General features: G+C 40.4%; 21 protein-coding genes. 6 read left to right on the top strand and 15 right to left on the bottom strand.

The window, feature by feature from the left end:
• Positions 1 to 911: IS3 family transposase (locus tag HT714_RS02790; RefSeq protein ID WP_173251442.1), on the top strand; the 911-nt coding region annotated here is incomplete at its 5' end.
• A gap of 300 nt (positions 912 to 1211) precedes the next feature.
• Here HT714_RS02790 and HT714_RS09920 read toward each other — a convergent pair.
• The 3 genes from HT714_RS09920 to malQ form a co-directional block, all read right to left on the bottom strand.
• The gene (locus HT714_RS09920) at positions 1212 to 1418 is read right to left on the bottom strand and encodes a hypothetical protein (protein WP_345890191.1); all 207 of its coding nucleotides are present in this window, start codon (positions 1416 to 1418) and stop codon (positions 1212 to 1214) included.
• Between the two features lie 334 nt (positions 1419 to 1752).
• Complete coding sequence (gene glgP, locus HT714_RS02785; protein ID WP_173224776.1) at positions 1753 to 4011, bottom strand: glycogen/starch/alpha-glucan family phosphorylase; 2259 nt, start codon at positions 4009 to 4011, stop codon at positions 1753 to 1755.
• Positions 4012 to 4036: 25 nt separating this feature from the next.
• Positions 4037 to 5554: a 4-alpha-glucanotransferase gene (gene malQ, locus HT714_RS02780; RefSeq protein WP_173251440.1), complete on the bottom strand. Its 1518-nt coding sequence runs from the start codon at positions 5552 to 5554 to the stop codon at positions 4037 to 4039.
• 551 nt (positions 5555 to 6105) lie between these two features.
• Between malQ and HT714_RS02775 the strand changes: the two genes are divergently transcribed.
• From HT714_RS02775 to HT714_RS02755, 5 genes are all read left to right on the top strand, one after another.
• Positions 6106 to 7377, top strand: coding sequence for an extracellular solute-binding protein (locus HT714_RS02775; RefSeq protein WP_173251438.1), 1272 nt, complete (start codon positions 6106 to 6108; stop codon positions 7375 to 7377).
• Positions 7378 to 7486: 109 nt separating this feature from the next.
• Entirely contained in the window at positions 7487 to 8779 is a 1293-nt protein-coding gene (locus tag HT714_RS02770; RefSeq protein ID WP_031227879.1) for a sugar ABC transporter permease, read from the top strand.
• A 1-nt stretch (position 8780) separates the two neighbouring features.
• A complete protein-coding gene (locus tag HT714_RS02765; RefSeq protein ID WP_001065648.1) occupies positions 8781 to 9623 on the top strand; it encodes a sugar ABC transporter permease in 843 nt (280 codons plus the stop codon).
• A gap of 145 nt (positions 9624 to 9768) precedes the next feature.
• Positions 9769 to 10569, top strand: a complete 801-nt coding sequence (locus HT714_RS02760; protein WP_033681069.1) for a DUF1189 domain-containing protein — start codon at positions 9769 to 9771, stop codon at positions 10567 to 10569.
• A gap of 9 nt (positions 10570 to 10578) precedes the next feature.
• A complete protein-coding gene (locus HT714_RS02755) occupies positions 10579 to 11565 on the top strand; it encodes a LacI family DNA-binding transcriptional regulator (protein WP_050261020.1) in 987 nt (328 codons plus the stop codon).
• A 28-nt stretch (positions 11566 to 11593) separates the two neighbouring features.
• On the opposite strand, the gene HT714_RS02750 is transcribed toward HT714_RS02755, so the two are convergent.
• From HT714_RS02750 to hisS, 12 genes are all read right to left on the bottom strand, one after another.
• Positions 11594 to 12535 (bottom strand): YitT family protein, encoded by a 942-nt coding sequence (locus HT714_RS02750; RefSeq protein WP_112444813.1) that lies wholly within the window; start codon positions 12533 to 12535, stop codon positions 11594 to 11596.
• Positions 12513 to 14276, bottom strand: coding sequence for an aspartate--tRNA ligase (gene aspS, locus HT714_RS02745; RefSeq protein WP_084887285.1), 1764 nt, complete (start codon positions 14274 to 14276; stop codon positions 12513 to 12515). The genes HT714_RS02750 and aspS overlap by 23 nt, the downstream gene beginning before the upstream one ends.
• A gap of 155 nt (positions 14277 to 14431) precedes the next feature.
• Positions 14432 to 14662 carry a hypothetical protein gene (locus HT714_RS02740; protein WP_000832185.1) on the bottom strand — a complete coding sequence of 77 codons (231 nt, stop codon included), beginning with the start codon at positions 14660 to 14662 and terminating at the stop codon, positions 14432 to 14434.
• 17 nt (positions 14663 to 14679) lie between these two features.
• The gene (locus HT714_RS02735) at positions 14680 to 15321 is read right to left on the bottom strand and encodes a type II CAAX endopeptidase family protein (protein ID WP_173224760.1); all 642 of its coding nucleotides are present in this window, start codon (positions 15319 to 15321) and stop codon (positions 14680 to 14682) included.
• Between the two features lie 9 nt (positions 15322 to 15330).
• Positions 15331 to 16029 (bottom strand): ABC transporter permease, encoded by a 699-nt coding sequence (locus tag HT714_RS02730; RefSeq protein ID WP_173224757.1) that lies wholly within the window; start codon positions 16027 to 16029, stop codon positions 15331 to 15333.
• Positions 16022 to 16846, bottom strand: a complete 825-nt coding sequence (locus tag HT714_RS02725) for an ABC transporter ATP-binding protein (RefSeq protein WP_033679531.1) — start codon at positions 16844 to 16846, stop codon at positions 16022 to 16024. The genes HT714_RS02730 and HT714_RS02725 overlap by 8 nt, the downstream gene beginning before the upstream one ends.
• A 10-nt stretch (positions 16847 to 16856) precedes the next feature.
• A complete protein-coding gene (locus HT714_RS02720) occupies positions 16857 to 17597 on the bottom strand; it encodes a DUF3169 family protein (RefSeq protein WP_173224753.1) in 741 nt (246 codons plus the stop codon).
• 11 nt (positions 17598 to 17608) lie between these two features.
• Complete coding sequence (locus HT714_RS02715) at positions 17609 to 17797, bottom strand: hypothetical protein (RefSeq protein ID WP_001046123.1); 189 nt, start codon at positions 17795 to 17797, stop codon at positions 17609 to 17611.
• Positions 17784 to 17972: a hypothetical protein gene (locus HT714_RS02710; RefSeq protein ID WP_173224750.1), complete on the bottom strand. Its 189-nt coding sequence runs from the start codon at positions 17970 to 17972 to the stop codon at positions 17784 to 17786. The genes HT714_RS02715 and HT714_RS02710 overlap by 14 nt, the downstream gene beginning before the upstream one ends.
• A complete protein-coding gene (locus tag HT714_RS02705; protein WP_173224747.1) occupies positions 17972 to 18178 on the bottom strand; it encodes a helix-turn-helix transcriptional regulator in 207 nt (68 codons plus the stop codon). Before HT714_RS02705 ends, HT714_RS02710 begins: the two co-directional genes overlap by 1 nt.
• A 9-nt stretch (positions 18179 to 18187) precedes the next feature.
• Complete coding sequence (locus HT714_RS02700) at positions 18188 to 18502, bottom strand: hypothetical protein (protein ID WP_173224744.1); 315 nt, start codon at positions 18500 to 18502, stop codon at positions 18188 to 18190.
• A gap of 144 nt (positions 18503 to 18646) precedes the next feature.
• On the bottom strand, positions 18647 to 19927 hold the full coding sequence (hisS, locus tag HT714_RS02695) for a histidine--tRNA ligase (RefSeq protein ID WP_173224741.1): 1281 nt from the start codon (positions 19925 to 19927) through the stop codon (positions 18647 to 18649).
• Between the last annotated feature and the right edge of the window lie 134 nt (positions 19928 to 20061).

The raw sequence follows: 20061 nt of genomic DNA, 5'->3' as shown, positions 1-20061 counted from the left end.
ATCCTAAAAAAGTTAAGAGAACTCCGATTGAAGGAGGAAAAAGAGAAAGAAGAAAGACAGAAATTGTTCAAGAATTAATGACTGAGTTTTCGTTAGATATTCTTCTAAAAGTCATTAAACTAGCTCGTTCGACCTACTACTATCACTTGAAACAGCTAGATAAACCAGATAAGGACCGAGAGCTTAAAGCTGAAATTCAATTCATTTTTATCGAACACAAGGGAAATTATGGTTATCGTCGGGTTCATTTAGAACTAAGAAATCGTGGTTATATGGTAAACCAGAAAAGAGTTCAACGCTTGATGAAAGTACTCAATTTACAAGCTAAAATGCGACAGAAACGAAAATATTCTTCTCATAAAGGAGATGTTGGCAAGAAGGCAGAGAATCTCATTCAACGTCAATTTGAAGGCTCTAAAGTAATGGAAAAGTGCTACACAGATGTGACAGAATTTGCCATTCCAGCAAGTACTCAAAAGCTTTACTTATCACCAGTTTTAGATGGCTTTAATAGCGAAATTATCGCCTATAATCTTTCAACTTCACCCAACTTAGAACAAGCAAAAGCAATGTTGGAACAGGCATTCACAGAGAAACGCTACGAGAATACCTTTCTCCATAGTGACCAAGGCTGGCAATACCAACACGATTCTTATCATCAGTTTCTTGAGGGTAAGGGAATTCAAGCATCCATGTCACGTAAGGGTAACAGCCCAGACAACGGTATGATGGAGTCCTTCTTTGGGATTTTGAAATCGGAAATGTTTTACGGTTATGAGAAGTCGTTTCAGTCGCTTAAGCAATTGGAACAAGCCATTGTAGACTATATTGATTACTACAACAATAAACGAATTAAGGTAAAACTAAAAGGACTCAGTCCTGTGCAATACAGAACTAAATCCTTGCAATAATTATTTGTCCAACTTTTTGGGGTCAGTACTCAAAAACCTTAATCTTATGCGTTTTGTTATAGTTTCCATACACATTAAGGGGAAATAGTTGAAACCAATTCTTTTAATAACCATTGAATACCATATACTACATTTACCCCAAATATGATATAAGCCGTATAAATCAAGTATTTCGATTTCTCACGCCTCAAAGAATAGATCTTGTACAAGATAAACAAATTTAAAATAATAAATAATAGAGACAAAATCTTCCTCCAAAAATCAATCATAAAAGTGGGCAGTCAAGCGTAGTTCTAATCTTTATTTTCGATTCGAAATTACAAACTTATCAATAAATAGCAAGTGAAATAAGGCAAGTACAAATCCCCAGAAACTCCCTCGAATCGAGATTTCTTGATGATTGAGAGGGAACAAATCATGGTTACCTATATAGAGGCATGTCAAAATCACAAATAGTATCCAAAATAAATCAGTCCATTTATATTTTGAAAAATATTTTTTCCACATAAAAACACCTTCTTTCCTACAATCATATTATAATACTTTGTGTAAGCGAATACAAGGTATATGAGGTTGAAAAAGAGTAAAAAGCAGTATTTCTAAGCCTTCACTGTATCTATGATTTCTATCTTTTTAAGACAAGATTGACTCAAATCTACATCATTAAAAAAGCGAATTTCAATTGAAACTCGCTTTTTTACAAAATGTGTTAGTATGAATTTGTATCTTATACTCAATGAAAATCAAAGAGCAAACTAGGAAGCTAGCCGCAGGTTGCTCAAAGCACTGCTTTGAGGTTGCAGATAACGCTGACGTGGTTTGAAGAGATTTTCGAAGAGTATTAGTTCAAGTGCCAGATATCTTCGTTATACTGAGCAATTGTACGGTCAGATGAGAAGAATCCTGCTTTAGAAATGTTAACGATAACTTTATCCAACCATGCGTCACGGTCTTCGTAGTCAGCCAACATTTGCTCTTTGACGTTGATGTAGTCTTCCAAATCAAGAAGAGTCATGAACCAGTCTTTGTTGATCAATTCATTGTAAAGACGTTCCAAGCGCTCTTTATTTCCAGCTGCAAGAACTGCATCGCTAACGATGAAGTCAACCAATGGTTTGATAGCTTTACGAGCGTAGAATTCGCTTGATTTGTAAGCTGCTTTTGCGTAAAGGTCGATAACAGTTTCTGAATCTTCACCGAAGATGTAGATGTTTTCATCTCCAACCAACTCAGCAATTTCCACGTTAGCACCGTCCATAGTACCAAGAGTCAAAGCTCCGTTCAACATGAATTTCATGTTACCAGTACCTGAAGCTTCTTTAGAAGCAAGTGAGATTTGTTCTGAAATATCACATGCCGGGATAAGGAAGCTTGCTGCAGTAACGTTGTAGTTTTCAACCATAACTACTTGCAAGTGTGGAGCTACTGCTGGATCGTTAGCAATAACTTCTGACATGCAAAGAATCAAGTGGATGATGTCTTGAGCGATTGTGTAGGCTGGAGCTGCTTTACCACCAAAGAAGATTGTGATTGGGCGAGCAGGGATGTTACCAGCTTTGATGTCAAGGTATTTGTGGATGACGTACAAAGCGTTCATTTGTTGGCGTTTGTACTCGTGAAGACGTTTGATTTGGATATCAAAGATAGAGTTTGGATTGATTTCCACACCTTGGTGTTCTTTCAAGTGACGAGCCAATTTACGTTTGTTGTGAGCCTTGATGCTTTCCAATTTTTCTTTGACAGCTGCTTTGTCTTCATAAGACAAAAGTTTTTCAAGCTCATCTGCTTCATGGTGCCAACCGTCTCCAAGAATCTCATCCAAGTAGTGAGACAATCTTGGGTTAGCATGCATGAGCCAACGACGGAAAGTGATACCGTTTGTTTTGTTGTTGAATTTTTCTGGGTAAAGGTCGTAGAAAGCTTTCAACTCAGAATTTTTCAAGATTTCAGTGTGAAGTGCCGCAACCCCGTTAACGCTGTATCCGTAGTGGATATCCATGTGAGCCATGTGAACACGTCCGCTCTCATCGATGATTTGAACAGCTGGATCTTTGTACTCTGCCTTCACACGACGGTCCAATTCTTCGATGATTGGTACCAAGTGAGGAACCACTTCTTGCAAGAATTCAAGAGGCCATTTTTCAAGGGCTTCAGCAAGGATTGTGTGGTTAGTGTAGGCAGTCATGCTACGAACGATTGAGATTGCTTCGTCAAGCTCGATACCACGTGCAGTCAAAAGACGGATCAATTCAGGAATCACCATTGATGGGTGAGTGTCGTTGATTTGTACAACTGCGTAGTCAGCAAGGTCATGCAAGTTGCTTCCTTTTTCGATTGCTTCGTCGATGATCAATTGCGCACCGTTTGAAACCATGAAGTATTGTTGGAAGATACGGAGCAATTCACCTTGACGGTCACTATCATCTGGGTAAAGGAAGAGAGTCAAGTTGCGAGCGATATCTGTCTTGTCAAAGCTGATACCGTCTTTAATAATAGAAGAATCAACTGAATCCAAGTCAAACAAACGCAAGCGGTTCTTCGTTTCTGTCTTGTAACCAGGAACATCAATATCATAAAGAGTTGATGTCAAAGTAAAGTCTGCAAATGGTACTTGGTAGCTACGACTTGAGCGAACCAACCAGTTTTGCTCTGTCAACCATGCATTTGGAATTGTTTCTTGTTGGTTATTTTTAAGAACTTGTTGGAAAAGACCAAAGTGGTAGTTCAGACCAACACCGTCACCATTCAAACCAAGAGTCGCAATTGAGTCGATAAAGCAGGCAGCCAAACGTCCCAAACCACCATTACCAAGAGATGGTTCCAATTCAACTTCTTCAACTTCGATCAAGTCTTTACCTGCAGCAGCAAGTTCTTTTTTGACATCGTCATAAAGACCAAGGTTGATCAAGTTGTTTGACAAGAGTTTACCAATCAAGAACTCAGCCGAGATGTAGTAAACTTTCTTTTTACCAGTGTTAACTGGTTTTTGGCTACTTGCAAGCTTGCTGTAGTTAAGAAGAGCAAGGTAAAGCTCTTCATTGCTACATTCTGCAATGGTTTTATTGTAACGATTTTGTACAAATTCTTGTAGTGATAACATGTTTAAGGTGTCTCCTGATATTGTATTATTTCTTTAATTCTACCAAATTTTCATTGATTCGGCGATAGATTGTTGTCAAGTCAAGCAAACCTTCCTCGACAGCTGGTGTCAATTGTTCCTCAGTCATACGCCAAGACCAGTTTCCACCAAGGGTAGATGGGAAGTTCATACGAGCTGTCTCATCCAATTCTAGCAAATCTTGCATAGTTGCAATTGCCATGAAGCTAACTGATGAAAAGACTGTGCGAAGCATAGCGTGTGGAACTGTTTCATACTCTTTACGGTTCGTGTAGCGAGCCATGTATTCACGAGTTGGATCGTCGATCTCATTACGGTACCAACCAAGGACCGTATTGTTATCGTGTGTTCCTGTGTACATAACAGAGTTAGCAGGTGCCAAGTGTGGGCTATCGATGCTTTCGTCTTCTGGGTTGAAGGCAAATTGAAGAATCTTCATTCCTGGGAAGCCAGTACGTTCACGCAACTCAATAACTTCATCAGTCATGAAGCCAAGGTCTTCAGCAATGATATTTAGCTCACCAAGTTCTTCTTTAACGGCTGCAAAAAGCTTGTAGCCTGGACCTTTGACCCACTCACCAGGTGCTGCTGTATCGGAACCAACAGGGATTTCCCAGTAAGATTCGAAACCACGGAAGTGGTCGATACGAACGATATCGTAGATTTTGAAGCTTTCACGCAAGCGTTCAATCCACCATTTGTAGCCGTCTTTATCCATTGCTTCCCAGTCATAGATTGGGTTACCCCAAAGCTGACCAGTTGCAGAAAATTCATCTGGTGGGCATCCTGCGATGCAAGTCGCCTTACCGTTGACATCTGTCTTGAAGAGATGTGGATTTGCCCACATATCGCTTGAATCTTCCGCTACGTAGATTGGCATGTCCCCAACGATTTCAATGTGGTTGTCGTTAGCATAAGCTTTCAATTTCAACCATTGTTGGAAGAAGAAGTATTGAGTCACACGGTGGTAAACCAACTTGTCTGCTAATTGCTCACGATAGCTTTCAAGTGCTGAAGCTTTACGAGCACGAGCATCTGCATCTGGCCATTCAGTCCAAGCAAGATTGTCAAAATGCTCTTTGATAGCCATATACTCTGCAAAGAGTTCAAGCCATGATTGGTTGTCTTGAGCAAATTTCTCAAAATCTTTAACATCTCCTACTTCCAAGAAACGTTTTACCGCTTTTTCTAAAAGAGGACGACGTACATAGTAGATTTTCGCATAATCAACTTCAGACGCATCGCTACCAAAGTCAACTCCTTCAAAGTCACTTGCTTCCAATAAACCTTGCTCCACCAAGATATCCAAATCGATAAAATGAGTGTTTCCTGCGAAGGCTGAGAAAGACTGGTAAGGAGAATCTCCGTAACTAGTTGTTCCTAATGGAAGGATTTGCCAGTAACGTTGTTTTGTACGGACCAAGAAATCAACGAAGTCGTAAGCACTTTGACCAAATGATCCGATCCCGTAGGCTCCTGGGAGAGAAGAGATGTGCATCAACACACCACTTTGACGTTTTTTCATAATAGCACCTCATGTGTTAAAATTAATGGAACGTTGCGTATTTTTGCAGACGCAAACGTTTGCGCTACTTATAAGTATACTCCTTTTCAAGCATAATTGCAAGCGTTTTTAAAAAACTTTTTTGATTATTTTTAAGGAGACTAACCCATTTTAGCAAAGATAACTGAAAACTATCTAATCCTAAAATTTGACTCTCACAGAACAGTCTACAAGGTGCAAATCCTCCTTCAGGAAGCTTGGATTTATATGCAAAAAGACACAAAGGTCTATAGAAAATAGATAGGGATTAGAAACAGGGAGGTACCCCTCCTGATTTCCCTCTTTAGACAGATTCCATCTATTTTTTATTAAAAATACTGTATTCTTATCTATTTCACACTTTTCTTCTATTAAAAAGCAAAATCATGCTATCAAATCAAGCTTAAAAATTTTTTAAAATTTTTGACAAAAACACTTGCAACCGTTTTCTATTTGTGCTATACTAAGCTCATAAAGGAAAACGTTTGCGTTTCCTCATTATAAAATTTGTTATTCTTTAGGAGGAATACACTATGTCATCTAAATTCATGAAGAGCACTGCTGTGCTTGGAACTGCTACACTTGCTAGCTTGCTTTTGGTAGCTTGCGGAAGCAAAACTGCTGATAAACCTGCTGATTCTGGTTCATCTGAAGCGAAAGAAATCACTCTTTACGTTGAGGACCAATACAAAGCTTATGCTGAAACAGTAGCTAAAGCTTATAAAGAACAATCAGGAACAACAGTTAACATCAAATCTGGTGACCAAATGGGTGGGCTTGACAAACTTTCTCTTGACAACCAATCAGGTCAAGCTCCTGACGTTATGATGGCTCCATACGACCGTGTAGGTAGCCTTGGTACTGACGGACAACTTTCAGAAGTGAAATTGAGCGACGGTGCTAAAACAGATGATAAAACTAAATCTCTTGTAACAGCTGCTGACGGTAAAGTTTACGGTGCTCCTGCCGTTATCGAGTCACTTGTTATGTACTACAACAAAGACTTGGTAAAAGAAGCTCCAAAAACATTTGCTGACTTGGAAAACCTTGCTAAAGATAGCAAATACGCATTCGCTGGAGAAGATGGGAAAACTTCTGCTTTCCTAGCTGACTGGACAAACTTCTACTTTGCATACGGACTTCTTGCTGGTAACGGCGGTTACGTATTCGGACAAAACGGTAAAGACGCTAAAGACATCGGTCTTGCAAACGACGGCGCTATCAAAGGTGTAGAATACGCTAAAACTTGGTATGAAAAATGGCCTAAAGGTATGCAAGATACTGAAGGAGCTGGAAACCTAATCCAAACTCAATTCCAAGAAGGTAAAACAGCTGCTATCATCGATGGACCTTGGAAAGCTCAAGCCTTCAAAGACGCTAAAGTAAACTACGGTGTTGCAACTATCCCAACTCTTCCAAACGGAAAAGACTACGCAGCATTTGGTGGTGGTAAAGCTTGGATCATCCCATCAAGCACTAAGAACCTTGAAGCTGCTCAAAAATTTGTAGACTTCCTTGTTTCAACTGAACAACAAAAAGCCTTCTACGATAAAACTAATGAAATCCCAGCTAACACTGAAGCTCGTTCATACGCTGAAGGTAAAAACGATGAGTTGACAACAGCTGTTATCAAACAGTTCAAGAACGCTCAACCAATGCCAAACATCTCTCAAATGTCAGCTGTTTGGGACCCAGCTAAAACAATGTTGTTTGAAGCTGTAAGCGGTAAGAAAGATGCTAAGACAGCTGCAAACGATGCTGTAACATTGATCAAAGAAACAATCAAACAAAAATTTGGTGAATAAGAAATTTGTTCAAGGGGGGTGGAAATCAAATCCCCCTTTGAATTTATCAACAAAAACACAAATAGTTTAGGTTTTATCTAGAAACCAGTATCCTATGAAAGGAGTTATTATGGAAAAGCAACAACCTAGTAAAGCAGCCCTGCTGTCTATCATTCCTGGGTTAGGACAGATTTACAATAAACAAAAAGCCAAAGGTTTTATCTTCCTTGGTGTAACCATCGTATTTGTCCTTTATTTCCTAGCACTTGCAGCCCCTGAATTGAGCAACCTCATCACTCTTGGTGACAAGCCAGGTCGTGATAATTCCCTCTTCATGCTGATTCGCGGTGCCTTCCATTTAATCTTTGTAGTTGTTTATGTACTCTTTTATTTAGCAAATATCAAAGATGCACATAAAACTGCCAAACACATTAATAATGGTATTCCAGTAGCACTTACCTTTAAAGAAATGATCAAAGGAATCTATGAAAATGGTTTCCCTTACCTCTTGATTATTCCTTCTTACATTGCTATGACCTTTGCAATCATCTTCCCAGTTATCGTAACCTTGATGATTGCCTTTACCAACTACGACTTCCAACACTTGCCACCAAACAAATTGTTGGACTGGGTTGGTTTGACGAACTTTACGAACATCTGGAGTTTGAGTACCTTCCGTTCTGCCTTCGGTTCCGTTCTTTCTTGGACCATCATCTGGGCTTTGGCTGCCTCAACTTTACAAATCGTAATCGGTATCTTCACAGCTATCATTGCTAACCAACCATTTATCAAAGGAAAACGTATCTTTGGTGTTATTTTCCTTCTTCCTTGGGCTGTCCCAGCCTTCATCACTATCTTGACATTCTCAAATATGTTTAATGATAGTGTCGGTGCTATCAACACTCAAGTCTTGCCAATCTTTGCTAAATTCCTTCCTTTCCTTGATGGTGCTCTTATTCCTTGGAAAACAGATCCAACTTGGACAAAAATTGCCTTGATTATGATGCAAGGTTGGCTTGGATTCCCATACATCTACGTTTTGACTTTAGGTATTTTACAATCTATCCCTAACGACCTTTACGAAGCAGCTTATATTGACGGTGCCAATGCTTGGCAAAAATTCCGCAACATCACTTTCCCAATGATCTTGGCCGTTGCGGCACCTACTTTGATTAGCCAATACACCTTCAACTTTAACAACTTCTCTATCATGTACCTCTTCAATGGTGGAGGACCTGGTAGTGTCGGAGGTGGAGCTGGTTCAACCGATATCTTGATCTCATGGATCTACCGTTTGACAACAGGTACATCTCCTCAATACTCAATGGCGGCAGCTGTTACCTTGATTATCTCTATCATTGTCATCTCAATCTCTATGATTGCATTCAAGAAACTACACGCATTTGATATGGAGGACGTCTAAGATGAATAACTCAATTAAACTCAAACGTAGACTGACTCAAACCCTTACTTACCTCTACTTAATTGGCCTATCAATCGTGATTATCTATCCACTTTTGATTACCATCATGTCAGCCTTTAAAGCAGGTAACGTCTCAGCCTTTAAACTAGATACTAATATCGACCTCAATTTTGATAACTTTAAAGGCCTCTTCACTGAAACCTTGTACGGTACTTGGTACCTCAACACTTTGATTATCGCCTTGATTACCATGGTTGTGCAAACAAGTATCATCGTCCTTGCTGGTTATGCCTACAGCCGTTACAACTTCTTGGCTCGTAAACAAAGTTTGGTCTTCTTCTTGATTATCCAAATGGTGCCAACCATGGCCGCTTTGACAGCCTTCTTCGTTATGGCACTTATGTTGAACGCCCTTAACCACAGCTGGTTCCTCATCTTCCTCTACGTTGGTGGTGGTATCCCGATGAATGCTTGGCTCATGAAAGGCTACTTCGATACAGTGCCAATGTCTCTAGACGAATCTGCAAAACTAGACGGTGCAGGACACTTCCGCCGCTTCTGGCAAATTGTTCTTCCACTTGTTCGCCCAATGGTTGCTGTACAAGCTCTCTGGGCCTTCATGGGACCTTTCGGGGACTACATCCTCTCTAGTTTCTTGCTTCGTGAGAAAGAATACTTTACTGTTGCCGTAGGTCTCCAAACCTTCGTTAGCAATGTGAAAAACATGAAGATCGCCTACTTCTCAGCAGGTGCTATCCTCATCGCCCTTCCAATCTGTATTCTCTTCTTCTTCCTACAAAAGAACTTTGTTTCAGGACTTACAAGTGGTGGCGACAAGGGATAATATATCCCCGCCACCCTTTTTCATTTTGGAGCTTGTGACTATAAAAATATCCTAGTGACAAGCAATTTTTCTCCTAGACTTGAAATAAAGCGCATTTCTCTATATAATAATACTCATATAGAAAACACCTTTTAGAAAGATACCTATGCTTCCATATCCATTTTCCTATTTTTCAAGTATTTGGGGATTTCGTAAGCCCCTGTCCAAACGTTTCGGACTCAACTGGTTTCAACTTCTCTTTACCAGTATCTTCCTTATCAGCTTGTCTATGGTACCCATTGCCATTCAAAACAGCTCTCAGGAGACTTATCCGCTAGAAACCTTTATCGATAATGTCTATGAACCATTGACAGATGAGGTTGTCCAGGATCTCTCTGAGCATGCTGCAATTGTTGATGGTAAATTAACTTATACAGGAACAGCTAGTCAAGCCCCTTCTCTTTTAATCGGTCCAAGTCAAAGCAAGGAATTACCTAAGGACTTGCAACTGCATTTCGATACGAATGAGCTAGTCATCAGCAAGGAAAGTAAGGAACTGACCCGCATCTCTTACCGAGCCATTCAGACTGAGAGTTTCAAAAGCAAAGACAGCTTGACCCAAGCAATTTCTAAAGACTGGTACCAGCAGAATCGTGTCTATATCAGTCTCTTCCTAGTTCTCGGTGCGAGTTTCCTCTTTGGTTTGAATTTCTTTATTGTCTCTCTAGGAGCGAGTCTTCTCCTTTATATCACTAAGAAATCACGCCTCTTTTCATTTAGGACCTTTAAAGAGTGCTACCATTTTATCTTGAACTGTTTAGGATTACCAACTCTGATTACACTTATTTTGGGCTTATTTGGCCAAAATATGACAACCCTGATTACTGTACAAAACATTCTTTTTGTTCTGTATCTGGTCACTATCTTTTATAAAACGCATTTCCGTGATCCAGATTACCATAAATAGGAGATTTTTATGCCCGTTACGATTAAAGACGTGGCCAAGGCTGCTGGTGTTTCGCCTTCAACCGTAACCCGTGTTATTCAAAACAAATCAACCATTAGCGACGAAACAAAAAAACGCGTTCGCAAGGCTATGAAGGAGCTCAATTACCACCCCAACCTCAACGCTCGTAGCTTGGTAAGCAGTTATACGCAAGTTATCGGCTTAGTTCTTCCTGATGACTCAGATGCCTTCTACCAGAATCCTTTCTTTCCATCGGTTCTACGCGGCATCTCTCAAGTCGCATCTGAAAATCACTATGCCATTCAGATAGCAACAGGAAAAGATGAGAAGGAGCGTCTCAACGCTATTTCACAAATGGTCTACGGCAAGCGTGTAGATGGGCTAATCTTTCTCTATGCCCAAGAAGAAGACCCTCTCGTAAAACTCGTAGCAGAAGAACAGTTCCCCTTCCTTATCTTAGGTAAATCTCTATCTCCTTTCATCCCACTTGTCGACAACGATAATGTTCAAGCTGGTTTTGATGCAACCGAATATTTCATCAAAAAAGGCTGCAAACGCATTGCCTTTATCGGAGGAAGTAAAAAGCTCTTCGTGACCAAAGACCGTTTAACAGGCTATGAACAGGCGCTTAAACATTACAAACTTACCACTGACACCAATCGCATCTACTTTGCAGACGAGTTTCTGGAAGAAAAGGGCTATAAATTTAGCAAGCGATTATTCAAGCACGATCCACAAATTGATGCCATCATCACAACCGATAGCCTCCTAGCTGAAGGGGTCTGTGACTACATCGCTAAGCACCAACTGGATGTCCCTGTTCTCAGCTTTGACTCAGTCAATCCCAAGCTCAATTTAGCAGCCTATATAGATATCAATAGCCTAGCCCTCGGACGCACTTCTTTAGAAACTATTCTCTGCATCATCAATGATTCTAAAGAAAATAGACAAATCTGCTACCGTCAGTTAATCGCCCACAAAATTATTGAAAAATAAAAACCAGTTCGCGCTGGTTTTTTTATCACTAATTTTCTGTTTCAACGAATCGTCCCAGAATATGAACATTCTCAGATACAGAGACAAAGGCGCCTGGATCCACTTGTGTCATAATCTGTTTAAATTCATTAAACTCTGCACGTGTAATGACAGTAATTAAAACTGCCTTTCTCTCGTGATTATAGGTTCCTTCTGCATCGTGGATCATGGTTGCTCCGCGGTGCAATTTTTTATGGATTTTTTCAATTACCTTGTCTGGATGATTGGTCACAATCATGGCCTGCATGCGTTTTTGCTTGGTAAAGACCGCATCTGTCACACGGCTAGAGACAAAGATGGTAATCATAGAGTAAAGAGCGTATTTCCAACCAAAAGTCAAACCTGCTATCAGCATGATGGTCCCATTTACTAAGAAAGAAATACTGCCGACATTCTTACCTGTTTTCTTGCGAATGGTCAGACTGACGATATCCGTCCCACCACTGGAGATATTGTTGCGAAGAGCAAAACCAATCCCCAAGCCCATGACAACACCCCCAAAAAGGGCATTGATAATAGGATCCTCCGTCAAGGTCGCCACAGGGACAAACTGGATAAAGAAGGAACTCATGGATACCGTGATAAAGGTAAAGACGGTGAACTTATGGCCAATCTGATACCAAGCCAAGACCATCAAAGGAAAATTAATGGCGTAGAAGGTCAGCGAAATCGGAATGTGAAAACCAAACCAGTGATTACTCAAGGCAGAGATAATCTGTGCCAGACCTGTCGCACCACTCGAATACACATGCCCTGGTTGGAAAAAGAAATTGACCGCTACTGCTGATAGAAAACCATATACCAGAGAAGCTGAAATCTTCTCGTCATATTTTTCCCGAGAGATACTTTGTAAGACACGTAAAATTTTTATCTGATAAGCAAAGCGGCGCAGATAATAGCGCCACCGCTTAATTCGTTTTGCTTGTTTCATCTTCTTCTACTTGTAAGCTGAGTTCCTCTAGTTGTTTGAGAGCTACTGTTGAAGGAGCTTGTGTCATTGGGTCAGTTGCCTTGTTGTTCTTAGGGAAGGCAATGACTTCACGGATATTTTCTTCTCCTGCAAGCAACATGACAAATCGGTCAAGCCCGATAGCCAAGCCACCGTGTGGTGGGAAACCATAGTCCATGGCTTCAAGAAGGAAGCCAAACTGGTCATTTGCTTCTTCAGCTGAGAAACCAAGAGCCTTGAACATGCGTTCTTGAAGGTCTTTTTGGTTGATACGGAGGCTACCACCACCAAGCTCATAACCGTTCAAGACGATATCGTAAGCAATGGCACGAACCTTAGCCAAATCACCTTCTAATTCGTGAGCTGTCTCTTCCTGTGGAAGAGTGAATGGATGGTGGGCGCTCATGTAACGACCTTCTTCTTCAGACCATTCAAACATTGGCCAGTCAACCACCCAAAGGAAGTTGAACTTATCATTATCAATCAAACCAAGCTCTTTGGCGATACGTCCACGCAGGGCACCAAGCGTTGCATTTGCTACCTCAAGCGTATCCGCCACAAAGAGAACCAAGTCCTTATCTTCAAGAGCAAGCGCTGTTGTCAATTCTGCTTGGATGCCTGTCAAGAACTTGGCAACTGGTCCGTTTAATTCTCCATCAACCACCTTGACCCAAGCAAGGCCTTTGGCACCATATTGTTTGGCTACTTCTGTCATCTTGTCGATGTCTTTACGTGAATAGTTGTCCGCAGCGCCTTTGACTACAATTGCTTTTACAGCAGGTGCTTCTGAAAAGACTTTAAAGTCTACACCTTTGACCACTTCTGTCAAGTCCTGAAGCAACATGTCAAAACGGGTATCTGGCTTGTCAGAACCGTAAAGAGCCATCGCATCATCGTATTTCATACGAGGGAAAGGCAGAGTGACTTCAATGCCTTTTGTTTCCTTCATGACGCGCGCAATCAAACCTTCTGTGATATCTTGGATTTCTTGCTCAGTAAGGAAAGACGTTTCCAAGTCGACCTGAGTGAACTCAGGCTGGCGGTCACCACGCAAGTCCTCATCACGGAAACATTTGACGATTTGGTAGTAGCGGTCAAAACCAGCATTCATCAAGAGCTGTTTCGTGATTTGTGGACTTTGAGGAAGAGCATAGAAATGCCCTTTATTAACACGAGATGGCACCAAGTAGTCACGCGCCCCTTCTGGCGTTGACTTAGAAAGGAATGGTGTCTCCACGTCGATAAACTCCAACTCATCCAAGTAGTTGCGGATAGAGTGGGTCACCTTAGCACGAAGTTTAAGATTTTCCAACATTTCTGGGCGACGAAGGTCAAGGTAACGGTAACGCAAACGCGTATCGTCATTGGCCTCAATGCCATCCTTAATCTCAAATGGTGTTGTCTTAGCTGTATTAAGCACTGTCAAAGCCGTCACGTTCAACTCGACGGCACCAGTTGGCAACTTATCATTGGCTTGCTCACGCGCAGCGACCTGACCAGTCACCTCGATAACAAATTCGCTACGAAGGCTTTCAGCTGTTGCCATGACCTCAGCAGAAACTTTTTCAGGGTTGATAACCAACTGCATGATTCCTTCACGGTCACGAAGGTCGATAAAGATCAAACCACCGAGGTCACGACGACGGCCAACCCATCCTTTCAAGGTTATTTCTTGTCCGATGTGTTCCTCACGAACACGACCAGCATACATACTACGTTTCATGTTTTCTCTCCTCTTTTATTCTGTTACTATTTTACCATAAAAGCGCAGGCTCTTCATGAAAATCAGCAGAAAAGTTTGCCAGTCTTTAAAAATCAGGTAAAGTCCCTAAAAATTAGCGCCCATACAAAAAATCCGATGAAGTTCACCGGACTCTTTTATTTTGAATTGTTGCCTGCTTTACGCTTTTCAGCGATTTCGGCTGCCTTTCGAGGCAAGACAATTTCTGTTGTATAAGCTGTCCCAAAGCGCAAGACACCTGCAATAGGGGCAAAGACAACTGCTAGATAGTTGTAGAAGAAATCGCCCTTAAAGGCATAAGCTAGCGCCCCAATGATGAAAAATAGAACAACTGCTTGAATCACTGCTAATAAAATTACTCGTTTCATGTGACCTCCTGACTCTATTATAGCATGAGTATCATCAAAAAGCCGACTAAATTATTCAAAGCGTGGAGAGAAATACTGTAGACCAGACCTTTTCTGCTAATATAGGCCAATCCCAAACTAAAACCAAGGCTAAAATAGACAAAAAATTGTTGCACATCACCTGGGAAATGAATCAAGGTAAACAGAACACTGGATACCAGAAGAAAAATCAGAGTTTGTTTACTATTGTCCTGCTTAGGAAAGAGGTAGCGTGCTAACATCCCTCTAAAGATAAGTTCTTCCGTCAAAGGAGCAAAAATAACGACCGCAAAGAATGAGAAAAGTGGTTGAGACAAGGTCAAGTCTATCGCTATTTGCTGATTTACTGAAGGGTCATTTGGCAAGAAAAACTGGACAACCAGAGATAAGAACCAAACCAAGGCAGGAACCCAAATAAATCGGTTGAAGCCACTCTTCTCAATACGAACAGGACCTTTCTGATACCATTTGTAAATACCGTACACATAAACTCCAGCCAAGGCCACATAGAGTAGGGTAACAGCATAGGGTGAAGCGCCTAAGGCAAGCGAAGTAGTCGCGAGCCCCTGAATGAAGCCATAGATGAATAAAAAGGATAGAAGGGCTAGAAAAAACCAGCCAAGGTTTTTAAGTAGTTTCATAAAGTTCTCCTATCTTGCTTTATAACTGTTTTTCAATACAAAGAGGTTCGCTATTCCTAACACAAGTACCCAGGCAAGTAACATACCAATATTAGAAAAAGATATTTCCCCACCTTTTTTATTTAAAAGATTTACAATAGGACCAACGAACGAGTAATCCAACACTTTCTGAGCCGTATCATTTTGAAGAGCAATTATGGGTAAAAAAGATACGATTAGCATAGGGAAGATACTATAAACTTGCGCTTTAGATTGAGTATCTGACACCGCACCGATTAGAAGGTTGAGAAAAATAACACTAATAGTTGCTAAGACCAAATAGATAACGTAGGCAACTAAATAACCCGATACATCTACTCTAAGATAGATGGGAAGTACAATCATAGCAAGTAACATTATCAGAATAGGGAGAACAAGCATACTGAAAGTATATTCTGTTGCTGTCACACCACTTAGGATGAGTGATTTCAGATTTCGTTTTTCCTTATCTTCTGCCATCATAATCGATACCATATAACCACTTCCCATACTCAAGACCATGGTCAAACTCGTAGAGAGGAGAAACATACTCAATTCTCCATTCTTATTCATGAATTCGTTATATAAAACAGCAATACCAAAAGGCATCAATAAAGTCGCTAACAAAGTTGAATTGCTAATAAGAACTTGCACTCTTAACCATAGTAGGGCATTTAATTTTCTAAACATCTAACTTTTCTCCTGTTAATCTGATAAAGATCTCTTCTAAAGTCGGCTCACAAGAGTGAACCACCATCAAATCTGTCGTGTCTAAATGTGGTAATTCTTCAAATGAAACTATCTGTTCTCGTCCATCTTTATAAGCTACACGTACTTTCTTATCCACATGGTACTTCTGGATAATATCTTGCGGACTTCCATACTCTATTAAGTTTCCCTTATTTAAAAGAGATAAGCGATCACAAAGCAGAGTTGCTTCATGCATATCATGCGTGGTCAGAAAGATAGTTGTCCCCGCCTGCTTTAATTCTTGAAGTAGGGTATGAATCATCTTAGATGTTGTAGGATCTAAGCCACTTGTTGGCTCATCTAGGAAGAGGATCTTAGGAGCGTTAAGAAGGGCACGGGCCAAGAACATTCGTTGTTTCATTCCAGTAGATAACTTTTCTGCGATAATATCTTTAGCATCTGCCAATCCAACCTGTTGGAGCACCTGATTTACTCTATCTGACTTGAGACCATATAACTTAGCATAGATGAGAAGATTTTTGTAAAGACTCATCTTTTCATAAAAACCACTTCCATCACTAACAATACCAATTTGTTCCAAATCATTTGAGGTTAAATCTTGAGAATTCTTGCCTAACAAAACTGTTTTACCTTGATCTGCAGCCAACTGACCTGTCAAGACATTGATCATGGTTGTTTTACCTGAGCCAGAAGGGCCAAGAAAACCAAAGATTTCTCCCTCCTTAATCTCAAAAGAAATCTGATGAAGAGCTTTTTTGCTCCCAAAACTTTTGCTTACATTTTCAACACGAATCATAGAAACTCCTTTATTTAAAATAACGTTTCACCATAGGCAACTGCATCACATTGATATAAATATGGATGGCTCCTACAAGCAAGAAGGCTAGTAGTTGAATCTCTCCTGTCAAGAAAGAAATGATAATAAGAAAAACATATAAGGCTGGTAAGACATATTGGTTTAATTGGAATAAAATCCGAAAACTCTGTTCAAAATTAGCCTGGCGCTCCCCTTCATCATAAGAATTGATATAGTCCAAGACATCCTTTGGTGTAGAGAAAAATGCCAAATCAAACTGACGAACAATCGCAATTGTTTTAAAAAGAGATTTTTGAGCGACTAAGGATAGCACAAAGACTAAGAAAGAGAGGAAAAATGTTTGGTGGCCTGTATGCAATATAACCACTTCATTTAATGAGAGAAAAATAGACAATGAAATTGCTACGCTTGCAATATTAAAAGCAATGGTTCCAAACTCGAGATTCCGATACATCTGCACATAATAGGTTTCATTCAGATTATCATCCATTTCCTCTTGATACAAGGAATGAAATTTTCTGCTTTTCTTTAGGAAATTGAAAGTCAAAAAAAGAATAATGACGGCTAGTAGTAAGCTGATAGCTGATAGCCATGGTATCAAGGGTTTTACATCTAACATAATTCCGTGGGATTCGGCAACAGCCTTAAACATCCCTACAAAAATGCCCAAGAAAAATCCCAAGACAACAACCATTAAAAACAACAATCCACGTTTCTTTTTCTTTTCCATATTCATTCTCCTTATTTACTTGCTAGATTTTTGGATTTCTTTTCAATCCAGTCAACGACTGGGATAAGAGCAAAGTAGGCCCAGATAAATTGGTCGCTGTAATAGAGATCAAACCATCCTAGATTTGTTCCAATTAGTAGACACAGGCTGACTAATAGAGCTATGGCAACTACATAATAGATTACTTTATACTTGTTCATCATTTTTCTCCTTCTTCTTCAACCAGTTGAAAATGGACAAGAGGACTAAGTTAACCCAAAATAAATACTTACTTTCAACAAAATAGAACCACCCCAGTAATGTTCCAATCATAGCGAAAGCATTCACAATGAGGACAAGAACACTCATATAATAGATCACTTTATACTTGTTCATCACTCGTCCTCCTCCAAGCGAAATACCGATTCGACTGTTTCGTTGAAAATTTGAGATATTTTCAGAGCAATGATAATGGATGGGGTGTACTCATCCCGTTCTAGTAGGCTAACGGTCTGTCTGGAAACCCCTGCCAACTTGGCTAGTTCGGTTTGATTGAGACTATCGCGAGCCCGCAGCTCTTTTAGACGATTTTTTAGTTGCATGTTACACACCTACTCTCCATCAAATTCAACGGTTTGGATATCCTCAATACGTTGTAACTTGATTTTTTCTTTTCTCGTCTTATCTACGTATCGTAGCTTGACCCATTCCTCATCAACATCCACAACTTCCCAAAAATTTGTTCCAAATAGTTCTCCAATGATTGTTGGTTTCTTTCCAATCATTTCTTGCAATAATCTTGACATTTCTATATTTCCTTTCTCTTTTCTTTCGATTACCTTTAACCTCTTCTCTATCCGCTTGATTTTCTTAGATTGACTCATATAAATCAAGACGAGAAAAGGAAACAAAATCCATACCCACATGTGGCTCCCTCCTATTTCTTAACTTGCTTATATTGTAACACATCTTTTTCTTTTTGACAAGCATATTTGTCAAAAAGTTTATGATTTTTGTCATTTTGCAAAAGAAAAAGGTCAGGAATAAGATCCTGACCAGTTTTTCTACTATTAAAAGCCTAATTTTTCAAAGATTTCTGAGAAGTTTTGGCTGATTGTCTCAAGTGACACTTGAACTTCTTCTCGGGTTTGGTTATTCTTAACCGTTACTTGTCCGCTTTCGACTTCGCTCTCTCCTAGGGTGATGAGGGTCTTAGACGCAAAGACATCGGCCGACTTGAACTGAGCTTTGAGTTTACGGTTGAGGTAATCACGCTCTGCTTTGAAACCTTGTTGGCGAAGGACTTGCACCAATTCCAAGGCCTTGACATTTGCTCCTTGACCCAAGACTGCGATATAGACATCTAGGGCGTTTTCGATAGGGAGGGTCACACCTTGCTTTTCAAGAATGAGAAGCAAGCGCTCTACACCAAGTCCAAAACCAAATCCAGCAGTTTCAGGGCCTCCAAAGTAAGAAACCAAACCATCGTAACGGCCACCCGCACAGACTGTCAGGTCATTGCCCTCAATCTCAGTGATAAACTCGAAAATAGTGTGATTGTAGTAGTCCAGACCACGCACCATATTGGTATCGATAATATAGTCTACTCCAAGATTTTCCAACATCTGACGCACAGCATCAAAATGAGCTTGACTTTCTTCATCAAGGAAGTCCAAGATAGACGGCGCATTCTCTACTGCTACCTTGTCTTCTTTTTCTTTAGAGTCCAAGACACGGAGAGGATTTTCCTCCAAACGACGTTGGCTATCCTTAGATAAACTCTCCTTGAGTGGTGTCAAATAGTCAATCAAGGCTTGGCGGTAGGCTGCACGGCTCTCAGGATTTCCAAGAGTATTGAGGTGCAACTTGACACCTTGGATGCCGATTTCTTTCAAGAAATGGGCTGCCATCGCGATTGTTTCCGCATCGGTAGCTGGATTGCTAGAGCCAAAACACTCAACCCCAATCTGGTGGAATTGGCGCAAACGCCCTGCCTGTGGACGCTCATAACGGAACATAGGTCCCATGTAGTAGAACTTGCTTGGCTTTTGCACTTCTGGGGCAAAGAGTTTATTTTCTACATAAGAACGGACAACGGGTGCAGTTCCTTCTGGACGGAGGGTAATATGGCGCTCACCCTTGTCATAGAAATCGTACATTTCCTTGGTTACGATATCCGTTGTATCTCCGACAGAGCGACTGATAACCTCGTAATGCTCAAAAATAGGCGTGCGCACTTCTGCGTAGTTGTAGCGCTTGAAAATTTCACGGGCAAAGCCTTCAACGTACTGCCACTTGGCAGACTCAGCAGGTAAAATATCCTGCGTTCCTTTTGGTTTTTGTAATTTCATAGGGAATCCTCTTTAAACTTAATAGTCTTATTTTACCATAAATAGAGGGATTAAGACAGTGAGAAAAAATTTAGGATTTATACTCAATGAAAATCAAAAAGCAAACTAGGAAGTTAGCCGCAGGTTGCTCAAAA

It is taken from the genome of Streptococcus sp. 3705 (assembly GCF_013277145.1).
In the GTDB taxonomy this organism is placed as follows: Bacteria; Bacillota; Bacilli; order Lactobacillales; family Streptococcaceae; genus Streptococcus.
This window is presented reverse-complemented; position numbering and strand designations above follow the sequence as displayed.

Excerpts from the sequence above, each read along its gene's own strand:
- HT714_RS09920 (WP_345890191.1), bottom strand. The coding sequence starts at position 1,418 with ATGTGGAAAAAATATTTTTCAAAATATAAATGGACTGATTTATTTTGG.
- glgP (WP_173224776.1), bottom strand. The coding sequence starts at position 4,011 with ATGTTATCACTACAAGAATTTGTACAAAATCGTTACAATAAAACCATT.
- malQ (WP_173251440.1), bottom strand. The coding sequence starts at position 5,554 with ATGAAAAAACGTCAAAGTGGTGTGTTGATGCACATCTCTTCTCTCCCA.
- HT714_RS02775 (WP_173251438.1), top strand. The coding sequence starts at position 6,106 with ATGTCATCTAAATTCATGAAGAGCACTGCTGTGCTTGGAACTGCTACA.
- HT714_RS02770 (WP_031227879.1), top strand. The coding sequence starts at position 7,487 with ATGGAAAAGCAACAACCTAGTAAAGCAGCCCTGCTGTCTATCATTCCT.
- HT714_RS02765 (WP_001065648.1), top strand. The coding sequence starts at position 8,781 with ATGAATAACTCAATTAAACTCAAACGTAGACTGACTCAAACCCTTACT.
- HT714_RS02760 (WP_033681069.1), top strand. The coding sequence starts at position 9,769 with ATGCTTCCATATCCATTTTCCTATTTTTCAAGTATTTGGGGATTTCGT.
- HT714_RS02755 (WP_050261020.1), top strand. The coding sequence starts at position 10,579 with ATGCCCGTTACGATTAAAGACGTGGCCAAGGCTGCTGGTGTTTCGCCT.
- HT714_RS02750 (WP_112444813.1), bottom strand. The coding sequence starts at position 12,535 with ATGAAACAAGCAAAACGAATTAAGCGGTGGCGCTATTATCTGCGCCGC.
- aspS (WP_084887285.1), bottom strand. The coding sequence starts at position 14,276 with ATGAAACGTAGTATGTATGCTGGTCGTGTTCGTGAGGAACACATCGGA.
- HT714_RS02740 (WP_000832185.1), bottom strand. The coding sequence starts at position 14,662 with ATGAAACGAGTAATTTTATTAGCAGTGATTCAAGCAGTTGTTCTATTT.
- HT714_RS02735 (WP_173224760.1), bottom strand. The coding sequence starts at position 15,321 with ATGAAACTACTTAAAAACCTTGGCTGGTTTTTTCTAGCCCTTCTATCC.
- HT714_RS02730 (WP_173224757.1), bottom strand. The coding sequence starts at position 16,029 with ATGTTTAGAAAATTAAATGCCCTACTATGGTTAAGAGTGCAAGTTCTT.
- HT714_RS02725 (WP_033679531.1), bottom strand. The coding sequence starts at position 16,846 with ATGATTCGTGTTGAAAATGTAAGCAAAAGTTTTGGGAGCAAAAAAGCT.
- HT714_RS02720 (WP_173224753.1), bottom strand. The coding sequence starts at position 17,597 with ATGGAAAAGAAAAAGAAACGTGGATTGTTGTTTTTAATGGTTGTTGTC.
- HT714_RS02715 (WP_001046123.1), bottom strand. The coding sequence starts at position 17,797 with ATGAACAAGTATAAAGTAATCTATTATGTAGTTGCCATAGCTCTATTA.
- HT714_RS02710 (WP_173224750.1), bottom strand. The coding sequence starts at position 17,972 with ATGAACAAGTATAAAGTGATCTATTATATGAGTGTTCTTGTCCTCATT.
- HT714_RS02705 (WP_173224747.1), bottom strand. The coding sequence starts at position 18,178 with ATGCAACTAAAAAATCGTCTAAAAGAGCTGCGGGCTCGCGATAGTCTC.
- HT714_RS02700 (WP_173224744.1), bottom strand. The coding sequence starts at position 18,502 with ATGTGGGTATGGATTTTGTTTCCTTTTCTCGTCTTGATTTATATGAGT.
- hisS (WP_173224741.1), bottom strand. The coding sequence starts at position 19,927 with ATGAAATTACAAAAACCAAAAGGAACGCAGGATATTTTACCTGCTGAG.